Consider the following 20,776-nt stretch of genomic DNA (forward strand, 5'->3'; position numbering starts at 1 on the left):
CCGGATAATTATTGTGTTTACCGTCTTGTCAGATTGTTCATCCACTTGTGGCTGCCGATGCGGCGGATAACCGGAAGAAACTTTAAGACATCCTCAAGAAACATCAGCGCATAAATATAGACAAATGATAATTTGGTTAAAAATACCACGGCAATATAAATCGGTAAACCGAATACCCACATAACAATGGTATCGGTAACCAAGGTAAAACGATTATCGCCACCGGCGCGCAACACACCGATAATCCGCATCATATTGATAACTTTTACCCACACCAACAAACAAAACACGCCGATGGTATTAAATAAAAGGTCAGTGGATTTTGCATCCAGTTGGTCGAATATCATCAACACCCAAGGCCGTGCAAACCACAGGGCAGAACAAAACAGGATCAATAAAATAAAGGTAATGCGATCAAAAAATTGGTGCAGGTACCAAGCCGTATCATTGTTGCCCGCACCCAACTCACGGCCAATCAATACCGCCGAAGCATTGGCAAGGCCAACGAATAATGCAAAGAACGCACTTTCAATCGGCACTATCACGCCCATTACCGCGAGCGCTTCGGTGCCGGCATAACCAGTAACCAGATGATAAGTAGAATTGCCCAGCGCCCAAATCGCATAGTTGGCCACTAGTGGCAGGGAAAATGCGAGGTAACGATGGATCTGGATTTTATCCAAACCATTTGTCATTTGCGCAATACTTAAACCAAAACCGTGTTTTTTCCCGTAAATCCAACCAACAATAATCAGCAATTGAAAAACACGTGCGATCAATGTTCCCCAAGCTGCCCCCGCCACACCCAACGCAGGAAAACCCCAATTACCGTTAATCAATGCATAGTTAATGATGATATTAATGATTGCCGCTACTACTCCGGCGATCAATGGCATGGTCGTGCTACCCAATGCGCGCAACGAGGCTTCGTAAATGACAATCCATTGGGTCAACAATAAAACCGGCGCAGTGATAATCAAAAATTGCGCAGCCAGTTTTGTCACTTCAGGGTCAGGGTTAATCCAGCTAACCCAGATGTTGGAGGCAAAACCGAAGGCAAGCGTGAGCGGCAACATCACCAATGTGCCAACAAATAAAGTCACCGCCAATGTTTGCTGGCAACTGCGGAAATCTTTAGCACCGCTATATTGCGCAATCAAAATACTGCAGCCGGTTGCCAGGCCGCTCATAAGTACCAGCAACAGAAAATGAATTTTCGCCGCAAGCCCTACCGCTGCAATTGCGGTCGAACCCAGATCGCCCACCATAATGACATCGGCCATCCCGAGCATGGATTGCAATAGCATTTGCGCTGCAACCGGCAGCGACAAAAAAATCACCGCACGCCGAAACGCACGCTTGTCGGTAAGCGATATTAAAGGGGGGGAAGAGTCCACGCGCTGCTCCAGGAAGGAGAAGAAAATCCAGGATCGCAGTATAGGAGGTATTTGCCCAAGAGCGAATTAAAAGTGGCGCCCACGGCGGCACTCGCACTGTTAGGTATTAACTGGTCTTGGCTCCACATCGTCATCTCCCACCAGCTTATCAACGATCACACTACCAATCATATCGCCCTGCACATTCACGGCGGTGCGAATAGTGTCCAGCACACGGTCAATCGGCAAAAGAATCGCAATGGCTTCAGCTGGTAACCCTACTGATTGCAACACCATAATCATAGTTACCATACCTGCACTGGGAATTCCTGGTGCTCCCATAGAGGCGATCATCGCCATGAAAAACACAATCAGTTGTTGGCCCACAGATAAATCAATACCGACCAGATTGGCAATAAATAACGCAGCGGCGGCTTCGTAGAGCGCAGTACCGTCCATGTTAATGGTCGCGCCCATAGGCACCACAAAACCGGCAATTTCTTTGCGCACTTTTAAATTGTCTTCTGTGCAGCGCAGCGTAATCGGCAGTGTTGCGGAACTTGAGCTGGTAGCAAATGCGGTAATCAAGGCTTCGCGCGCGCCGCGCCAAAACCATAGCGGCGATCGCTTGGTAATCGCATACAAAATCGCTGGCAACACTATCGCACCGTGAATAATCGTGGTGATAAATACTAATGCGATAAATACACTCAATGTCCCTAACAATTCGGAATTTTGCGTAGCAACCAATTTAATCAACAGTGCCAAAATACCCAAAGGAGCAATATACATAATCCAGCCCACGATGCGCATGATTAAATCCAGGAACTCTTGCAAGACTATTAATACATTTTGTGAGCGGCTGCCTCCCATCACCAGAGCGATACCCAAAAACAAAGCAAATACCACTACTGATAAAATATTGCCTTCTGCCAGAGCACTAAAGGGATTCTGGAAAAGGCTATGCAGGAATTGCGCAAAAAAATCAGCCGGCGTCATTTGCCTGGCTGAAAAATTTTCCATGGCATCGGCAAACATGGACAGATGCAAACCCGCGCCGGGTTTAACAATATTGCTGGCAACCAGCGCGAGGATCATTGCCAATGACGTGGAACAGACAAAAAATACCAGCGTATATTTCCACACTTTATTTGCCTGTCGATGCGCTTGTAAATTAGCGACGCCAACCACGATTGAAGTAAAGACCAGCGGTATCAACACCATCTTTAACAAATCGATAAAAAAACTGCCCACTATGCCAGTGCCGTAGAGCAAATAATCTTTTGTTAGCGAATCATCAGCGAGCCCACTTGCCCAAGTGCCAATCAAGACACCGAAAACAGCTGCAATTACGATTTGGATATTCAAACTGGGCATGGGAAGGTTCCATTGAAAAATATGGGTTCATTAAAGCGGAAAATAGCTTTCAGCTCAAACGCGCTTAGCCATCAAGTGGGTCGAATTTAGCAAGCATTAGAATTATTCCTTACCAATAACCCGGAAACGTCGCTCCAGGCGATAACCCTGTTTATCGATAATCAATAATGTGTGTAGCCCCGGTTCAAGTGCCGCTTCACGCTCGTGAAAAACGTTGGTCTCACCGAGAAACACATCATCAAGATGCCAATACAAAACTGCTGCCGCATTGCGGTGAATCGCTTTTAAAATAATGCGACTGCGTTTGCCATCCAGATCCATAGGAATATAGATGCGGCTCTCTTCATTGGGATAAACCAATTCAATCGGCTGGTCTTCATCAACCTGCAGCAAATCCGTCAGGCAATCATTTCGCCAGGGCGGCAATGATTTATATTCGCTGTGATGTTGGCGCCAATAAAATTCTTGCGTGGGCGGAAGCACAAACCACGCGCGCGCGCGCATATCGCTGACAGTTTCGCAGCGACTGTGAACGCGAAATTGTTCCGCGCTATCGAGATGGATATTGCGATGATGGGAGGTAACTTTATCGAAATGGCTGGTATTGGGAATGTCTATATCCACTGAATCGCACTGACCGCCCGCGAGATAACCATCGTCATTACAAACTGCAATGGTTTTTAAAGCATGTGCAGGCTTCGCAAACCAATTGGCGCTTGGCAAAGCATCAAACACATCAAACAAAATCGGTGCAGCACTGGTTTGGCCGCTAATAAAACTCGCCGCTTCACCGCCTGCATTACCTACCCATACACCGAGTGTATAGCGCGCATTGCTGCCAATCGCCCAAGCATCGCGCAAGCCGTAACTGGTACCGGTTTTCCAGGCGATAGTTTGGCTGCCGGAAAAATCCCGCCAATAATTATCATTGCCCGGCCGTGCTACTTCGATAAGCGCCTGCAAGGTTAACCAGGCTGCGCCTTGTTTAATCACCGGCTTGTTCTGTAATTTTTTTTGTTGTAACAGCAATGATGGTGCAGCTTGGTTTATATCACCATCGCGCGCGCTGGCGGCGAGCTGTGCGTATATCCCGGTCAGATCCCACAGGGTTCCCTCAGCTCCACCTAAAATAAGCGTGAGACCATAATCATCAGCAGGACGAAATAATGTGGTCATGCCCATTTTTTTTAGCTGCTCCTGAAAGCGGCCTATACCATAATCGCGCAACATACGCACGGCAGGAATATTTAATGAGTGTGCCAAAGCAAATTGCGCGGGTACTGCGCCGCGAAAACTGCGGTCGTAATTTTTTGGGCTGTAGCCGCCAAATTGAGTGGGGATATCGGCAATTAAACTGGTAGGTGCAAGCTGGCCCTCTTGCAGCATTAAACCGTAAAGCAAGGGTTTTAAAATACTGCCGGTGGAGCGCGGACGCTGCACTATATCAAGATCCGGGGCGTAGCGATGTTGTTGCTGCCAAGCCTGATTGCCAATATAGGCAAGTGTTTCCATACGTTCATGATCAATGAGCACCAAGGCGATATTATTCACACCTTCACTGGCCAATCGCACACTGTGACGCACGGCAATTTGGTTAAGCGTGCGCTGGATATAAGGATCAACAGTAGAATGAAATACCGTCTGTGTTGGATTGGATTTTTTTAACGTTGCCAACAAGTGCGCCGCAATTTGCGGCAGGGATTGTGGTCGCTCGGGCAAAGGTTCGATCAGCGCGAGTTGTAAATCCAGATCGGAAAAATAATTCTCTTTGTGCAAACGTGTTAATAACTTATCACGCTTTTGTTTAAGCAAATCGCGCTGGCGTCCCGGATGAATTAATGCAGGGCTATTAGGCAATACCGCCAGTAATGCCGATTCAGCCCAGGACAAATCTTCCGGTGCCCGGCCAAAATAACGCCACGCCGCTGCGCGCAAGCCAACAATATTGCCACCGAAAGGCGCGTGGCTCGCATAGTGAATTAATATTTCATCTTTGCTAAAACGCCATTCAAGTTGCAGCGCACTACCCGCTTCCAATACTTTGCTGTTGATGTTACGCGGCGGTAGTTTTTTATCTGCTTGCAGATATTCTGCCTGACGCAACATCCGCGCCAGCTGCATGGTAATTGTGCTGCCGCCACTGGTGACTTTTCCATCGCGCAAATTGCCCCGTAGCGCGCGTGCAATAGCAAGGGGATTTATACCCGGATGCTGATAAAAATGCCGGTCTTCGAATAACAGCAACGCTTTTCGGTATTTATCCGGCAGGGATTCAACCGGCGCAAAGCGCCATTGCTGATCTGTTGCAATACTCGCGCCCAATAAACTGCCATCGCGTGCCAGCAACAAAGTGGCGTAGGGAGCTTGGGTGAGTATTGAAGGCAATGGCGAGAATTGCAGCGCGAGTGCACTGCAAAAAAATACAAGCAAAAACAGGGATAGGAATTTTCGCTGCCGCAACAAATCAAGCTTCAATTTGTTGCGCAGCGATAATAATTGATGAGAAAAAATTCGCACGTGTGCCCCTGTCGCGCAGCAGGGTTATTTATCGTGTCCGGCAAGCAGCAAACTCTGCTGGTAATAATCGGCGCTCTTTTTGTGATCGCCTAATTTTTCCATCAACCGCGCCAATTCCAGAGTCGCTTCCACGGTTTTTTGCTGATTTAAACTGCGTTGGAAATACTCGCGTGCCAATTCCCATTGCTGGTTGCGCAGCATTAACCGCCCCATGGTTACCAACAGTGCTGGATCTTGCGGCCGACCTTTAAGCCAACCTTCCGCGGTACGAATTTGGCCGTGGATTTCTTTCACTTGCAAACGGCCATACAGACTAACCAAAGGCTCATACCACTGGTTGGACAAAGCCCTGCGGGCAATCACTTCCGCTTCCTGATCCTGATAGTTTTCAGCCAGCGCCTGGGCATAGGCAGTAATCACCGCCGGTGTTTTTTGCAAACTGCGGGAATAGGACTTCCACAATACCTGCAAAGCCGGCAAACGCTCGGCAATCAACAGGGATCTGCTCTGCTCGCCCAACGCTTTCATTTTTTCGCAGGCGAGCATCACTTCCAACGCGGTAAATTCAACATTGGACAGCACTTTTGCTTTGCGCATCACCGGGAACATCTCCTCCAGCGCGCGCCAATTTTTCTGTGCGATATAAATATGATGCATTAAATCCAGCACCGCAGCCTGACGCGGCATTTTTATATCGATAGGCTTTAAAATCTCAATCGCTTTTTCGTAGCGACCCGCTTGTACATGCAAACGTGCGCGTGTTAATGCCACGGGCAATTCGCTGTGGGCGATAGTGAGGGCTTTATCCAGGATATTATCGGCTTCTGCCTCGTCACCCATTTCAAAACTACTGCGCGCCGCCGCAATATAGTTAGCGAGGGGATATTCAATTTTATCCAGTGTACGCACTAATTTTTTGCGCGCTTCCAACCAATCACCGGTGAGATAATCCACCATGCCGGTCGCGGCACGCTTCTGCGCGCGTTCGACGCTGCCGAATAAAAATATTTCACGGAAACGACGGGCCATCTCTGCGCCGCCCAGCAGCAATTTGCGTATGCACCAGACGGCGAGGTACAACAATACCAGTGCGAATGCCGCGATCCATAAGGTCATTTCAATTGTTTTAGTGCCGTAGGCAATCAGTAAATAACCATCGCCACGCCACAGCAAAAATACCAGGACGCAGGTGAACAGCAGGAACAGAATGATTTTTATCAGGCGACGTCTCATTAGCGCACCCCACGACGGGCAGCAGCCATTTTCTCACGCTTGGCAATGTACTCTGTTAATGCCAAAGACGAGTTGCTGAAGTTGGTCAAGTCGGGCGAAATTTCTTCTTGTTGCAAGGATTGCAACTCTGCCAGAACCGCCGATGCTTTTTCGTTGAGACTGTAATACTGATTGATCCAGTTTTGCGCTTTTACCAAACTTTCCTGATAAATCGCTTCCTCATTGCGTAAAAGTGCAACCTGGGCTTGCTCAAGCATCAAGCGCAAATTTTGTTGCAAGTATTTTTGTTCAGCCGGCGGCAATACTGCATTAATGGTTTTGCCGTGATCGCGTACACGCACGTAGGAACCTAATTTATGCAACAACGCATAAAAACTGCGGGTGATTTTTTGCTTGAGTGTTTCGCCTTCAGGAATAACTTCTTCCTCCAGAACATCATCCTGCGTGCCTAAGGGTTTAATAAAGGGAATTGCTTCAACTTGATTGGAAAGTGCTGACAAGCGCAAATAAATACCTTCGCGGTCAATTACACCCGATAGCTTCAACACCGCAATTTCTTCCGCTAACAATTTACGTACGCTGACCAAATCTGCCTGGTCTATATCGCGCAATACATCATCCGCAGACAGTGCAAGTGCCAACGCATTCTGGCTATCCTTCTCCAGTAAAATACGTTGATCGGCGAGACGCAATAAATATTGTGCTTCCTGTAATTTCCACTCATCGCGGTTAGCGCTCGACAGCGATAGCAGGCGCGCATTGTTGCTATCCAATTGTTCGGCCAGATCATTCAGGTTTGCTTGTATCGCCGCTTGCTGCTCAACAAATTCTTTGTCCAACGTGTCCTCAAGTAATTGTTGGCGTGTCTCAACTGCCTGGGTTTGCTGTTCAACCTGGGTACGCAAATCATTGATCAGTTGCTGCTGGCTTTTGGTTTGTTGATAAAAGAACGTAACGCTAAAACCAATAGCGGTGATAATCAAAATAACGAATAGCCACAACAATCCGACATTGGCATTTTGTTTTTTTACTGGCTCAACTGCAGCTGCCGGGCTGGCAGGTTGCGATGCAATATTCGTATCGAAATCAGTCACGGTATTAATCCTGTAATGAAATGCACTCTTGCGTGCGACAATAATTTAACAAAGCCGCCGTCATGGCGTTATCGGTAGCGTTTTCTGCGCAAATGATACGTTTAAATCCAGCCTCTTGTGCAGCAGTGACCAGACGCTGGCTCGGCACCAACAACAAACCGGATAGGAACAATGCGCGCGCTTTTTGTTGCTGCGAGGACGCCTGACTATTGATCAGGATTTGCAGATTCTGCAAACTCTCACCGCTGTGCAAACACAAAATCATCGCTGTGGAGTGCGTTTCACAAGCAGTAATGATTTCCGTTAGCTGTGCACTTGCCGCTTCGGGTAGCTGGCGCTCATACAATTCGCAGTAATCAACCCAGGCACCGCGTTTGCGCAATTCTTCTGCCAGATGGCCGCGTCCACCGCAGCCGCGAAAGATCAGGATTTTTTCGCCATCCACATCTTGCAAATGCCCGGCACTTAACAAATCTTCGCTGGTCATGCCGCCGCTTTCACTTACCGCTAAATCCTGCACGTGTAAGCCATAACCAGCCAATTTTTTTGCCGTCGTCGCCCCCACTGCAAAATAATCGATTCCCATCGGCAGTTGCGGCCAATAATCTTCTAACCAGGCTATACCATAGTCAACTGCATTCTGGCTGACAAAAATTACTTTTTGGTAGTGATCAAACTCCAGGATTTTATTTTTAATCGCACGGATTTTGGTTTCATCTTCCACTGCGGTAATGGCGAGCAGATTCAAACGCGCAGTGACAAATCCCAATGACTCCAATTGCGCAGCCCAAGGCGCTGCCTGCATCTCCGGGCGGGTGATTACAATGCAATATTGCTGCGCTTCAACCATGGTTATTCTGCGTCCGCATAAACCTCGGCGAGGATTTTATCGGCGCCCGCCGCAAGTAACCGCTCGGCCAATTCAACGCCGATTTTTTCGGCATCGACAATCGGCCCGGTAATTTCATCAAATAACATTTGGCTGCCGTCGGGCGAGCCTACCAATCCGCGCAGCCATAAATTGTCGCCTTGATGAAGCGCATAGCAGGCGATTGGCACTTGGCAGCCGCCTTGCAAATGACGGTTCATGGCGCGCTCGGCCAATACTTGTTCTGCCGTCGTTTGATGATGCAGGGGTTTAAGCAATTCAATCGTCGCCGCATCATCAAGCCTGCATTCGATGCCTACTGCGCCCTGACCGCCTGCAGGCAAACTTTGCTCCGGAGTAATGTAGGTGCGGATACGATCTTTTAATTCCAGGCGAATCAGACCAGCGGCGGCAAGAATAATTGCATCGTACTCACCATCGTCCAACTTCTGCAGGCGCGTCTGTACGTTGCCACGCAAAAATTTAATCTGTAAATCGGGGCGGCTCGCCAGCAATTGGCATTGGCGACGCAGACTGGAAGTACCCACAATTGCGCCTTGCGGCAATTCATCCAGGGATGCAAAACGGTTAGAGACAAACGCATCGCGTGCATCTTCACGCGGACAAATAACCGACAGGCCCAAACCTTGCGGAAATTCCATGGGTACATCTTTCATCGAGTGCACCGCGATATCCGCTTCGTCGGCCAACAGCGCCTGCTCAAGTTCTTTGACAAACAGACCTTTGCCGCCCACTTTGGCGAGAGGGACGTCGAGAATTTTATCGCCGCGGCTGGTGAGCGGAACCAGTTCAACCTGCAGACCGGGGTGGTGTTTTTCCAGTTCGGCTTTGACGTATTCCGCCTGCCAGAGAGCAAGCAAACTTTTGCGGGTGGCGATGCGCAAGGGGCGCGAGGTGTAGGTCATGGCAAAAAATCACGCTATTCGTTTAATAGCGGCCATGATAACACTCTGACTCGGAATGCGGACGGGGGGATTTGTCCAGCGCAGGATTTGCAGCCCAAAAAAAAGCCAGCCCGAAGGCTGGCTTGTTGGTAAATCGCTCCGCGATCATTGACCGGCTTTCAGCAACTCCCAGTATTTTTCGTAAACCAGAACGGTATCGCCCAAATCCTGGTGGAAGCTGCCTTTGGCAATATCTTCAGCAGCCGGGAATACGGTTTTGTTGGTGCGCAGGTCTTCGTCCAACAGCGCGATACCAGCGGTGTTTGGCGCGGCGTAGCCCAATTCTTCGATTGCCGCTTTAGCACTTTCAGCTCGCAGCATGAAATCAATGAATTTGTGCGCATTTTCCACGTTGGCAGCGCCTTTTGGAATGACAAAGCTATCCACCCAAAGTACCGCACCTTCTTCAGGATAGATGTACTGCAGGTCTTCCATCTCTTGTTGCGCCATATAGGCCTCGCCATTCCAGATAGCGCCAATGCTGACGTTGCCCTGGATCAATGGAGTTTTTGGTGAGTCAGAGTTGATCACTTTGATGCTTGGCCACAGGGCTTTCAATTTCTCGTAAGCCGCTTTGATTTCTTCTTCATTGGTACTGTTGTTTTGAAAACCGGCAACACGCAGACCCACGTAGAAGTTGTCACGGACGTCGTCCATGATCATCAACTTGCCCTTGTACTCAGGTTTCCACAAATCGGCCCACTTGGTGATTTTGCTGGCATCAACGTCTTTATTATTGATCGCAATTGAAGTCGCGCCCCACAGGTAGGGAACACTGAAATCGTTGTTGGGATCATACGGCTTGTTCATCATGTTCGCGTCAAGATTGCCGTAGTTAGCCAGCAAGTCTTTCTTGATCGGTTGGATCAGGCCTTCTTTACGCATTTTTTCTACATAGAAAGTAGAAGGTACGGCGATATCGTAACCCTTGCCTTCCATTAATTTGATTTTAGCGTACATCGCCTCGTTACTTTCGTAAGTGGCATATTCAACTTCGATACCGGTTTCTTTGGTGAATTGTTCAAGAACAGTGGCAGGGATGTATTCGGTCCAGTTATAGATCACCACTTTTTGTGGGCCCGCAGGTGTTTGCGCTGCCGGTGTTGCGGCAGTTTCGCCAGGTGCCTGGTTTGCAGGTTTATCGGAACATCCACTGATTAATAAGGCTGCGGCCAAGGCCAACCATTTTTTCATCTTATTTATCCTCACGTAAGAGAAGTTGGGAAATAATAACCAGTACCAAAGAGACAACGAGCAAAATTGTCGAAATCGCATTTACCTCTGGCGAAACACCGACACGCACCATGGAATACACCTTGAGCGGCAGGATTTCATATCCGGGACCAGTGACAAACGCACTTACGATCACGTCATCCAATGACAGGGTAAAACTCAATAACCAACCCGCCGACACTGCAGGCAATGCCAACGGCAGGATAATCTTCCAGAAAATACGGCTCTCGCTCGCACCCAAATCGCGCGCGGCTTCCAGCATCTTCATATCAAAGCCTTTGAGACGCGAATAGACCGCCACAATCACAAACGGTAAGCAGAAAGTGATGTGACCAATCACCAGCGACACAAATCCCAATTTGATACCGAGCGTCATGAATACGATCAGCAGCGAAATTGCCATCACAATTTCCGGTGTCAGCATACTCACAAACACCATGGACGAGAGCAGCGCTTTACCCTTGAACTGATAGCGGTGTAATGCAACAGCAGCAAGTGTGCCAATAACAGTAGCGACGCTGGCCGCAACAATTGAAACCGTCAGCGAATTCAGGGCTGCCGTCATCAAACCATCGTTATTCCAAAACTTTTCGTACCATTTGAAGGTAAAGCCACCCCACTTAATGCCGTATCGGGATGCATTAAAAGAGTTCACTACCAGCACCAAAATGGGAATGTAGATCAGTGTGAGGATTAACCCCATGAAACCCCATCTAAAAATCGGAGCCATTGAGTCCTCCTTGCTTGCTGACAAAGCGGGATGCACGGAAATAGAGCCACAACATAAATCCGAGCAACACAATCAAAATGACACTGAACGCCGAGCCGAACGGCCAATCGCGCGTGTGCAGGAATTGGGTTTTAATCACGTTACCGAGCAGGAGATTCTTGGCCCCGCCGAGTAAGTCGGAAATGTAGAACATCCCCATCGCCGGTAATAGCACCATTAAACAACCAGCGACAATACCGGGCGAGGTGAGCGGCACAGTAATGTGCCAGAAACGGCTTAGCGGGCCCGCGCCCAAATCGCGTGCGGCGTGATGCAAACGGACATCGAGTTTTTCCAGCGCGGAGTAAAGCGGGAGCACCATAAATGGCAGCAGGATGTAACACAGGCCGAGAATCACTGCGAATTGGGTGTAGAGCAGTTGCAAGGGTTTATCGATAAGTCCCAACCCCAACAGCGCTTTGTTGATGATGCCCTGGTTGCCCAAAATAAACTGGATCGCGTAAGTGCGCACCAGCGAGTTAGTCCAGAAAGGCAAAATCACCAGAAATAAAATCACCGGCTGCCAGCGCTTGGGCAAACTGACAATCGCCATGGCAAAGGGGTAGCCAATCAATAAACACACCACCATCGCCAGCAGCGACATGCGTAGCGAATCCCACAACACTTTTAAATACAGCAAGTCCAGGGTGCGCGCATAGCTGTCGACATTGATGGGCAAACTGACAGTCGCCTGCGGATCGCGTGTCAGAAAGCTGGTGAAAAAAACCAGCAAATTGGGGAAAAACACAAACAGTGTCAGCCAGACACTGGCGAGTCCGATGGCCCAGAAACGGAATTGGCCGACGTTAGACTTCATGGGGCAACACCACTTCCCAGCCCGGCACCCACTTGATCGCCACTTTCTGGTTCAGGCTGTAGTCAAACGAAGGATCGTCTTCATCGAAGAATTCGCTGGCGATCACTTCAATTCCTGATGGCAGGCGAATCATGGAATCAAGTGTTTTACCTTTGTAGTTGCGCTCGATAACTGTGCCGACAAGATATTGGTCAGGATGTGGATCATCGATATATTCCACACGCACATCTTCCGGACGCAGCAACACATTGACCTTGTCGCCCACCTTGAAGTTGTGCTCGGCATGCAGGCGCCACTTCAAACCTTCCACTTTCACTTCGTATTCGTGGTTGCCATCAATCGCGACAATCTCACCGGACAACTGGTTAATCTCGCCAATAAATTTGGCCACAAATAAATTTGCTGGCTGCTCGTAGATTTCACGCGGCGTACCCAACTGCTGCACCTTGCCCTTGTTCATGACCACTACGCGATCCGACATGGACAGCGCTTCTTCCTGATCGTGGGTCACGTACACAAAGGTGATGCCGAGTTTGCGCTGCAAGCGCTTGAGTTCGATCTGCATTTGCTGGCGCAATTTGTAATCGAGCGCGGAGAGGGATTCGTCGAGCAATAATAATTTAGGACGATTAACCACCGCGCGTGCGATAGCAACGCGCTGTTGTTGGCCACCGGAAAGCTGGCTTGGTTTGCGCTGGGCAAAATCACCAAGGCGCACCATTTCCAGGGCTTCGGCAACACGCGGGGCAATTTCTTCTTTCGCTACACCGCTCATGCGCAAACCAAAGGCGACATTATCGAACACCGTCATATGGGGAAAGAGCGCATAACTTTGGAAAACAGTATTGATGGGACGCTTTTCAGCGGGTACCTGGCCGATATCCTGGCCATCCAACCGGATATTGCCGGTATCGGTATCTTCCAATCCCGCGATCATCCTGAGCACGGTCGTTTTGCCGCAACCCGACGGGCCCAGCAAAGTGAAAAATTCACCGTCAAATATAGTGAGATCAAAATTATCGAGAACTCGATTACTGCCATAGGTCTTGGACAGATTATTGAGATTTAGTAGCGCGCGCGGTTCATTCACCTCGACAGAGCTCCTCTAGTTATCTTGACAGGGATCAGTAGTCACGCGCGATGAGCAGTCGGGACATTTGTAGTAAAAATTGGCACTGGGTAAGGGTGTGGAACCTACGCAAAAGCCACGCCATTCTACTCAAATAAAGAGATAAAAATCCAGCATTCGGCCGCGCAAAAATCAACCAGATGATCCCAGCTAAGCCTATGGATTTAAAGAGAAAAACAATTTGATCCGACAAACGCCTGAAAACAAATCGGCCCCCGTGAAGGAGCCGATAGTGGAAAGCGACTTTTAGATGGGACGACCACCATAGTCAGGCGTCGGTTTTTTAGGTGGATCAGCGGTGACATTCGCCGGCACCTCGTTGATCTTGCCACCGCGCGCAAGGAATGCCGCAATTTGATTTTCCAGTTCATCGCGCGCCTTCTGCCGCGATGCAATGCTGAAATCCTCCAGCGCTTCTGATTCAACAACCTTGGCGGCCGGGCTGGCATAACTTACTTCGTCGCTATCGACAACATCATCGCCATCGTCGGCATCATCCTCGCCTTCCGCGCTGGTCTCGTCCAACTCTTCGTCGTTAATGGAATCTTCATCAGTCATAATGTCACCTGAAACTTATACAATGTGAGTTCTTAGTATTTCATCCCGGCGAAGCTTAAGCTCGCTTCGCTGACAGCTCCGGCTAATTTATAGCGCAGACTCTTTTAAACGTCATGATAATTGGTAATGAATTTTTAGGCTTTTTTTATCTTACCGCCAGCCATTGCGGCGGATTTTAGTTATTAACCCTATGCAAGTCCAGAGCTGATAATAAGCGTGAAAAAAAGTTACAGCGACGGCAGAATTACTTACCCAATGCGTTGCCATCTGTGCCCTGGCTAACATTGGTTGTCTTTATATATCAACTATGTTGCCAGGATATTTCTCACCTGAACTCAGTACAGATCCGGCAGCATAATAAAAAAACATTACCATTATTTGTTGCGGTAATTTTTCTGTGGCCGTCTACGCATCTGCATACATCTAGTAGATGCAAGTATGCGAATAAGCAAACTTTTGCGTATTTTTTATCCCACCCGGTAATTTATTTATGGATGCAAATTAACGCAGTGAATTTTTACCATAAAAAAACGCCACTGGCTAAGTGACGTTTTTTGTTACCTATAGCCGTTTGCTACGGCTGTAAATTAGCCGGTTAATTAAACAGCATCAGAACCGGTTTCACCGGTGCGGATACGAATAATTTCATCCAGCGGAGCGATGAAAATTTTACCATCGCCAATTTTGCCAGTTTGCGCTGCTTTGGTAATTGCTTCTACTGCCTGCTCAACCATTGAATCGTCAACCGCCAATTCAATTTTTACTTTCGGCAGGAAATCCACAACATACTCAGCACCGCGATAAAGTTCGGTGTGACCTTTTTGACGACCAAAGCCTTTCACTTCAGTTACGGTCATACCTTGAACACCTACGTCTGACAATGCAGTGCGCACGTCGTCGAGTTTGAATGGTTTTACAACAGCGGTAATCAATTTCATTATTAAATCCTTTGCTGGAGTTTTGCGAATGCTGATATCGGAACGGCGGAAGTATGTCGTGCTCCTGCCCAGCGGCTTAGGGCTAAAGATACACCCAAGCTTTACCGATCAACAACAACTTTATAACAGATCAAATTGCAACGGCGATCGACTCCAGGGAGCAATCGCCGCTATTGCACATTATTTGGTATTAGTAAACTCAGGGTAAGCTTCCATACCGCACTCGGAAAGGTCTACACCTTCAAACTCTTCTTCTTCTGTAACACGGATACCAAATACCAATTTGATCACGTACCAAACAATCAGGCTCACACCAAACACCCAAATAAAGATAGTGAGAGCGCCTACAATCTGACCGCTGAAGCTAACATCACTGTTGGTGAACGGTACAGCGAGAAGCCCCAAAATGCCAGCACTACCGTGAACAGAGATCGCACCGACAGGATCGTCAATTTTCAACTTGTCCAATCCGAGGATAGAGAAGACTACCAGGAGACCGCCGAGAGCACCGATAATGGTTGCACCCACTGCAGTAGGTGTATCCGGACCCGCGGTAATAGCAACCAGACCAGCCAATGCGCCGTTCAACGCCATAGTCAAATCTGCTTTACCAAACAACAGACGTGCAACAATCATTGCAGTGATCAAACCACCGGCAGCGGCGGCATTGGTATTGAGGAATACCACTGCAACAGAATGGGCATTGCTTATATCGCCCAATTTCAATACAGAACCACCATTGAAACCGAACCAGCCCATCCACAGGATGAAAGTACCCAACGTGGCAAGCGGCAGGTTGGCACCGGTAATTGCGTTTATTTCACCGTTAGGACCATATTTACCTTTACGTGCCCCCAGCAGCAGCACACCGGCCAGAGCAGCAGAAGCGCCTGCCAAATGCACAATACCTGAACCCGCAAAGTCGCTAAAACCTAATTCGCCCAGATTGAAGAAACCAAATACTTCTTTGCCACCCCAAGTCCATGAACCTTCCATCGGATAGATAAAACCGGTCATAAATACCGTGAACAATAAAAACGGCCAGAGCTTCATACGCTCAGCTACAGCACCGGAGGTGATAGATACTGCTGTAGCAACAAATACCACCTGGAAGAAGAAGTCAGCGGCACCTGAATAGATAGAGCTACCGGTAAAACCGTCTTCACGTTTGGCAAAATCTTCCAATACTTTGGTTGAATCTATCTCACCAATACCGGACAAAAAGATCTCGCCGCCGTACATGATCGCATAGCCGCAAACCAGATACATAATACAGGCAATAGCAAACATACCGACGTTTTTAGCCAGGATTTCAGTGGTGTTCTTGGCGCGCACCAAACCGGATTCCAGCATTGCAAAACCTGCCGCCATCCACATGACCAAAGCACCACATACCAGAAAGTAAAAGGTGTCCAGTGCGTACTGAAGATGATAAATATTCTCTTCCATTGGTTTTTCCCCGTCTGTTTATTAAAGTGAATTACAACGCTTGGTCGCCGGTTTCACCGGTGCGAATACGCACCACCTGCTCCAAATCAGAAACAAAGATTTTGCCATCACCAATCTTGCTGCTATTCGCCGCCTTACTGATGGCCTCGACCACTGAATCAGCTTCAGCGTCCGAGACGGCAATCTCTACTTTGGTTTTCGGCAAAAAATCCACCACGTACTCTGCCCCACGGTAGAGTTCGGAATGGCCTTTCTGACGACCAAAACCTTTTACTTCGGTCACGGTCATACCGTGCACGCCTATATCGGAGAGGGCTTCACGCACCACATCCAATTTGAACGGCTTGATGATCGCTGTTACCAATTTCATTCATCACGCTCCTGAAAAAAATCCCCGCGCCCGAAGGTGCGGGAAACACCGGAAAGCCTGTCCAGGCGAAAGTTGATGCCGCAAAAAACCGCTAAAGCAACCATCCTGACCGACATTAATGACTCGAGCAGGATTTTGCACAGAGCAGGCCAATTTCAAAAAAAACATAAAAATCAAAATGTTAAGCTATTTCATGAAGCGAAAAAGGGAAAATATCCAAGTTCGCATACAGCCATCGCACCATTTTTGACCAACATGACAAACCTGTAGCACCAATAATGATCACAGACATCCAAATCAACATTTGGATGCGATTTGCCAAACAATGAAATTGTGCGGAAAAGCCAGCGGAGCGGATGCAGCTAGGCGGGGGAAGGGGTAAACTGCAAAACCGGACAAAATACTGAATGAGGACGCCATGCTGAAAGATCTGGCTCAGCGATTGTTGGACGAATTGCAAACACAATTCCCGAATGCCGACCAATTACTGCCCAAGCGCGAACTTCATATCGCCCTGCAAGCCGCGCTCGCGCGCCTGGATTTGGTGACAAGGGAAGAATTCGACGCTCAAGCGGCTGTGCTCCAGCGTACACGCCAGAAACTGGAAGCGCTTGAACAAGCACTGGCGCGGCTGGAACCCTGAATTAAGGTGGGGATGGCAATTGTGTTTAATGGCTCGATTGCTTTATAGTCAGTCAGGAATTTGCAGCAGGAACCGCAACATCACAAAAAACTGTTCAAAAACAATTACAAGGATCGTAAATGTCACTCGCTATCGTAAACTCGCGCGCCAAATTGGGTATCAATGCCCCCCAAGTCACAGTTGAAGTCCACATCTCCAACGGCCTACCCAGTCTCTCCATCGTCGGCCTACCCGAAACCGCTGTAAAAGAAAGTAAGGACCGGGTGCGTAGCGCACTGATTAACAGTCATCTGGAATTTCCTGCGCAACGCATCACCGTAAACCTCGCCCCGGCAGATTTGCCAAAAGAAGGTGGCCGCTACGATTTGCCCATCGCGCTCGGCATATTGGCTGCTTCCGGGCAGATTCCATTAGAACAATTGGGGGGCTATGAATTTCTGGGTGAACTCGCGCTCTCCGGCGAATTGCGCTCAATTAGTGCGGCGCTTCCCGCTGCCCTTGCCTGTGGCGATGCCAAACGTGACTTGATTATTAGCATCGACAACGCCAACGAGGCAGCGTTTAGCAGTATCACGCGCGTATTTGGTGCAGCGAATCTGTTACAGGTTTGCGCCCACTTGCACCAACGCGAACAACTGCCGCAAGCGGTGGTTAAACAAGATAACAACGAAATTACGCAAGATCCGCTCGATATCCTCGATGTAAAAGGCCAATCGCAAGCCAAGCGCGCGCTGGAAATCGCTGCCAGCGGCGGTCATAACCTGCTGTTTTATGGTCCACCGGGAACCGGAAAGACGATGTTGGCCAGTCGCTTACCGGGAATTTTGCCGGGCTTGAGCGAAAGGGAAATGCTGGATGTCGCGGCCATTTATTCGGTCGCGGCGCAATCGCAGGAATACCACTGGCGCCGCCGTCCATTTCGCGCGCCGCACCACACCGCATCGGCAATTGCACTGGTGGGAGGAGGCAGCAATCCCAAGCCGGGTGAAATTTCCTTATCCCATGCAGGGGTGTTGTTCCTGGACGAACTGCCGGAATTTTCGCGCAAGGTTTTGGAAGTGTTACGAGAACCACTCGAAAGCGGCGAAGTACGTATTTCACGGGCGCGCAGTCAGGCGTGCTTTCCTGCCCGATTTCAATTAGTAGCGGCGATGAATCCGTGCCCTTGTGGATATCACGGGAGCGATGCAAATCGCTGTCGCTGCACACCTGATCAGGTTAAGCGCTATCGCGATAAAATTTCCGGGCCACTTCTCGATCGCATCGATATGCACGTACCGGTGAGAAGTTTGCGCCAAGGCGAGCTACAAAATAAAACCCAGGGAGATAACAGCAGCGTTATTCGCACACGCGTTGAACAGGCGCGCGCGCGACAAATCGCGCGGCAAGGAAAAGCAAATCATCAATTAAGTGCGCCGGAATTGGAGCAGTTTTGTGATCTTGCCCAGAATGATAAAGCGTTATTGGAACAAGCGATTACCAAATTGGGATTATCAACCCGCGCTTATCACCGCGTATTAAAACTGGCGCGCACACTTGCCGATATGGCCGAACGCGAACATGTGAATACCGTGGATATCAGTGAAGCATTAAGTTATCGAACTCTTGATCGCCAAACGGGCAATTAAGTTGAAAACAAGAGAGAAACATTAATTGAGGTTCAGGTGTTGATGCTCATTCGACATCTGCAACCAATTTAATATTTCAATGTAAGATTTCGGCGCAGAAAAATAATAGCCCTGCATTAAATCGCAACCCATTTCTTTGAGCCATTCTTTCTGCTCTTTGGTTTCCACACCTTCGGCGACGACTAATTTACCCAGGTTGTGAGCGAGCGCAATCATGGCCGACACCAAACGTTTATCGCTGTGGCTGCGATTTAATTCTTGCAGGAAACCCAAATCAATTTTTACTGTGCTGATCGGCAACCGCTGCAAATGCAGCAGCGATGAATTGCCGGCACCAAAACTGTCGAGTAAAAAATTAATGCCGAAAAAGGACAGCGGCCGCATACACAAGGAAACCAGTTCAATATTGTCGGCAAATACGGTTTCAGTAATTTCAAATTCAATATCGCCCGGCTGGATATCGTTGTCGGCAAAAATACGCGCAATTTCATGCACCAGATTGTCGTCCTTGAATTGCCGCATGGATAAATTAATGGCCATCATCAGTGGGCCATCCCAAAATTCCTGCAACAGCTTTAAATCATTGCACGCCTGGCGAATGACCCAATAACCTAAGGCGGTAATGATACCGGTCTCTTCTGCGGTAGAAATAAAATCGCTGGCATTCAATATGCCGACGTCGGGTTTATCCCAGCGCAACAGTGCTTCCAGCGCTATCACTTTTCCCGTACTGACATCGACACGTGGAATATAGTGCAATAAAAATTGCTGTTTTTTTAATGCCATGCGCAAATCGGATTCAAGCCGCAATTGGCGGCGTACATCCTGATTCATCATCTCGGTAAAAAACCGGTAATTGCTGCCTTCATCCTGTTTGGCTTTGTACATCGCCATGTCAGCATGTTTGAGTAAGGTGTCAGCGTCGCGGCCGGCTTGTGGATAAATGGCGATGCCGATACTGCAACCTACTACTACCTCATGGCCGTTAATTTCGGCCGGCTGTTCGATTGCCTTGATAACTTTTTCGGCGATATGCGCAACATCAGTATTGACTGCAATTTTTTGCAGCAGCAAGGTAAATTCATCACCGCCCATACGCGCAACCGAATCACTGCGGCGCAAACAGGCATTCAAACGCTCGGCACAGATACGGATAATCGCATCGCCCGCATCGTGACCAAAATTATCGTTCACTTGTTTGAAGCCGTTGAGGTCGATAAACATCAAGGTAAAACTGGCGTTGTCGCGCTCGGCTAAATGGATTGCGTGTTCAAGGCGATCGCGAAATAAAATCCGGTTGGGCACATCGGTAAGCGGATCGTAATGGGCGAGTCGGGTGAGGTGTTGTTCGGTGCGCTTGCGTTCAATTGCATAGCGCAACGCGCGCTCCAACAGCAAATGATCGATTTGGCCTTTAATTAAATAATCGGCGGCGCCAGCGCGAATGGCTTCGCGGTCAACTTCCGTTTCCATTTCATCGGTCATGACCACAATCGGGGTTTGGCAGGCCTGGACACGCGCGGCATTTAATAAATCGCGCGCATTGGCATCGCCCCAATAATAGTCGAGCAGGGCGACATCGAATTCCTGGGATAAAATTTTATTCAGCGCGAGATCCAACTGGTCGCACCACACAAGTTCATATTCAACGTGGCGAATGTGCGACAGAATTTCGGCAATAAGCAGGTATTCGCCTTGCTCACGGTCGATGAACAGAATTTTTATCTTGTGATCCATGGTTCTCTTTCCCTTAACACATAGCGGGGCATTGCCCAGACCGCTAATCAATAACTAATGGTAGCAGCCGCCTCC

Annotated in this window: 19 protein-coding genes; 3 read left to right on the top strand and 16 right to left on the bottom strand. The window is 48.7% G+C overall.

The genetic code is table 11. The features are described 5' to 3' along the window. Positions 1-17: 17 nt before the first annotated feature. The 15 genes from AC1RJL_RS14410 to AC1RJL_RS14480 form a co-directional block, all read right to left on the bottom strand. A complete protein-coding gene (locus AC1RJL_RS14410; RefSeq protein WP_492915207.1) occupies positions 18-1,397 on the bottom strand; it encodes an MATE family efflux transporter in 1,380 nt (459 codons plus the stop codon). Positions 1,398-1,496: 99 nt separating this feature from the next. Beyond that, entirely contained in the window at positions 1,497-2,753 is a 1,257-nt protein-coding gene (locus AC1RJL_RS14415) for a dicarboxylate/amino acid:cation symporter (protein ID WP_492915209.1), read from the bottom strand. Between the two features lie 102 nt (positions 2,754-2,855). Next, entirely contained in the window at positions 2,856-5,270 is a 2,415-nt protein-coding gene (gene pbpC / locus AC1RJL_RS14420; protein ID WP_492915211.1) for a penicillin-binding protein 1C, read from the bottom strand. A gap of 24 nt (positions 5,271-5,294) precedes the next feature. Beyond that, positions 5,295-6,503, bottom strand: a complete 1,209-nt coding sequence (locus tag AC1RJL_RS14425; protein WP_492915213.1) for a heme biosynthesis protein HemY — start codon at positions 6,501-6,503, stop codon at positions 5,295-5,297. Beyond that, complete coding sequence (locus AC1RJL_RS14430; protein WP_492915215.1) at positions 6,503-7,597, bottom strand: uroporphyrinogen-III C-methyltransferase; 1,095 nt, start codon at positions 7,595-7,597, stop codon at positions 6,503-6,505. Before AC1RJL_RS14430 ends, AC1RJL_RS14425 begins: the two co-directional genes overlap by 1 nt. A 4-nt stretch (positions 7,598-7,601) precedes the next feature. Then, positions 7,602-8,447 carry a uroporphyrinogen-III synthase gene (locus AC1RJL_RS14435; protein WP_492915217.1) on the bottom strand — a complete coding sequence of 282 codons (846 nt, stop codon included), beginning with the start codon at positions 8,445-8,447 and terminating at the stop codon, positions 7,602-7,604. A gap of 2 nt (positions 8,448-8,449) precedes the next feature. Continuing rightward, the gene (gene hemC, locus AC1RJL_RS14440; RefSeq protein WP_492915219.1) at positions 8,450-9,391 is read right to left on the bottom strand and encodes a hydroxymethylbilane synthase; all 942 of its coding nucleotides are present in this window, start codon (positions 9,389-9,391) and stop codon (positions 8,450-8,452) included. Between the two features lie 144 nt (positions 9,392-9,535). Then, the gene (locus tag AC1RJL_RS14445; RefSeq protein ID WP_492915221.1) at positions 9,536-10,624 is read right to left on the bottom strand and encodes an extracellular solute-binding protein; all 1,089 of its coding nucleotides are present in this window, start codon (positions 10,622-10,624) and stop codon (positions 9,536-9,538) included. A gap of 1 nt (position 10,625) precedes the next feature. Then, complete coding sequence (potC, locus tag AC1RJL_RS14450; RefSeq protein WP_492915223.1) at positions 10,626-11,393, bottom strand: spermidine/putrescine ABC transporter permease PotC; 768 nt, start codon at positions 11,391-11,393, stop codon at positions 10,626-10,628. Next, the gene (gene potB, locus AC1RJL_RS14455; RefSeq protein ID WP_492915225.1) at positions 11,377-12,249 is read right to left on the bottom strand and encodes a spermidine/putrescine ABC transporter permease PotB; all 873 of its coding nucleotides are present in this window, start codon (positions 12,247-12,249) and stop codon (positions 11,377-11,379) included. The genes potC and potB overlap by 17 nt, the downstream gene beginning before the upstream one ends. After that, positions 12,239-13,339: a spermidine/putrescine ABC transporter ATP-binding protein PotA gene (gene potA, locus AC1RJL_RS14460; protein ID WP_492915227.1), complete on the bottom strand. Its 1,101-nt coding sequence runs from the start codon at positions 13,337-13,339 to the stop codon at positions 12,239-12,241. The genes potB and potA overlap by 11 nt, the downstream gene beginning before the upstream one ends. A 285-nt stretch (positions 13,340-13,624) precedes the next feature. Beyond that, positions 13,625-13,936: a hypothetical protein gene (locus tag AC1RJL_RS14465; protein WP_492915229.1), complete on the bottom strand. Its 312-nt coding sequence runs from the start codon at positions 13,934-13,936 to the stop codon at positions 13,625-13,627. 599 nt (positions 13,937-14,535) lie between these two features. Beyond that, positions 14,536-14,874, bottom strand: coding sequence for a P-II family nitrogen regulator (locus AC1RJL_RS14470; protein WP_007639554.1), 339 nt, complete (start codon positions 14,872-14,874; stop codon positions 14,536-14,538). A 180-nt stretch (positions 14,875-15,054) separates the two neighbouring features. Then, entirely contained in the window at positions 15,055-16,323 is a 1,269-nt protein-coding gene (locus AC1RJL_RS14475) for an ammonium transporter (RefSeq protein WP_492915231.1), read from the bottom strand. Between the two features lie 31 nt (positions 16,324-16,354). After that, the gene (locus AC1RJL_RS14480) at positions 16,355-16,693 is read right to left on the bottom strand and encodes a P-II family nitrogen regulator (RefSeq protein ID WP_049631555.1); all 339 of its coding nucleotides are present in this window, start codon (positions 16,691-16,693) and stop codon (positions 16,355-16,357) included. Between the two features lie 75 nt (positions 16,694-16,768). Here AC1RJL_RS14480 and AC1RJL_RS14485 point away from each other — a divergent pair, with 75 nt between their 5' ends. From AC1RJL_RS14485 to AC1RJL_RS14495, 3 genes are all read left to right on the top strand, one after another. After that, positions 16,769-16,963 (top strand): hypothetical protein, encoded by a 195-nt coding sequence (locus tag AC1RJL_RS14485; protein ID WP_492915233.1) that lies wholly within the window; start codon positions 16,769-16,771, stop codon positions 16,961-16,963. 148 nt (positions 16,964-17,111) lie between these two features. Beyond that, the gene (locus tag AC1RJL_RS14490) at positions 17,112-17,336 is read left to right on the top strand and encodes an accessory factor UbiK family protein (RefSeq protein ID WP_492915235.1); all 225 of its coding nucleotides are present in this window, start codon (positions 17,112-17,114) and stop codon (positions 17,334-17,336) included. 119 nt (positions 17,337-17,455) lie between these two features. Continuing rightward, positions 17,456-18,964 carry a YifB family Mg chelatase-like AAA ATPase gene (locus tag AC1RJL_RS14495; protein ID WP_492915237.1) on the top strand — a complete coding sequence of 503 codons (1,509 nt, stop codon included), beginning with the start codon at positions 17,456-17,458 and terminating at the stop codon, positions 18,962-18,964. Between the two features lie 21 nt (positions 18,965-18,985). Here AC1RJL_RS14495 and AC1RJL_RS14500 read toward each other — a convergent pair whose 3' ends face one another. Further along, positions 18,986-20,701 (bottom strand): putative bifunctional diguanylate cyclase/phosphodiesterase, encoded by a 1,716-nt coding sequence (locus AC1RJL_RS14500; RefSeq protein ID WP_492915239.1) that lies wholly within the window; start codon positions 20,699-20,701, stop codon positions 18,986-18,988. Between the last annotated feature and the right edge of the window lie 75 nt (positions 20,702-20,776).

It is taken from the genome of Cellvibrio sp. GW822-FHT04B05 (assembly GCF_058800985.1).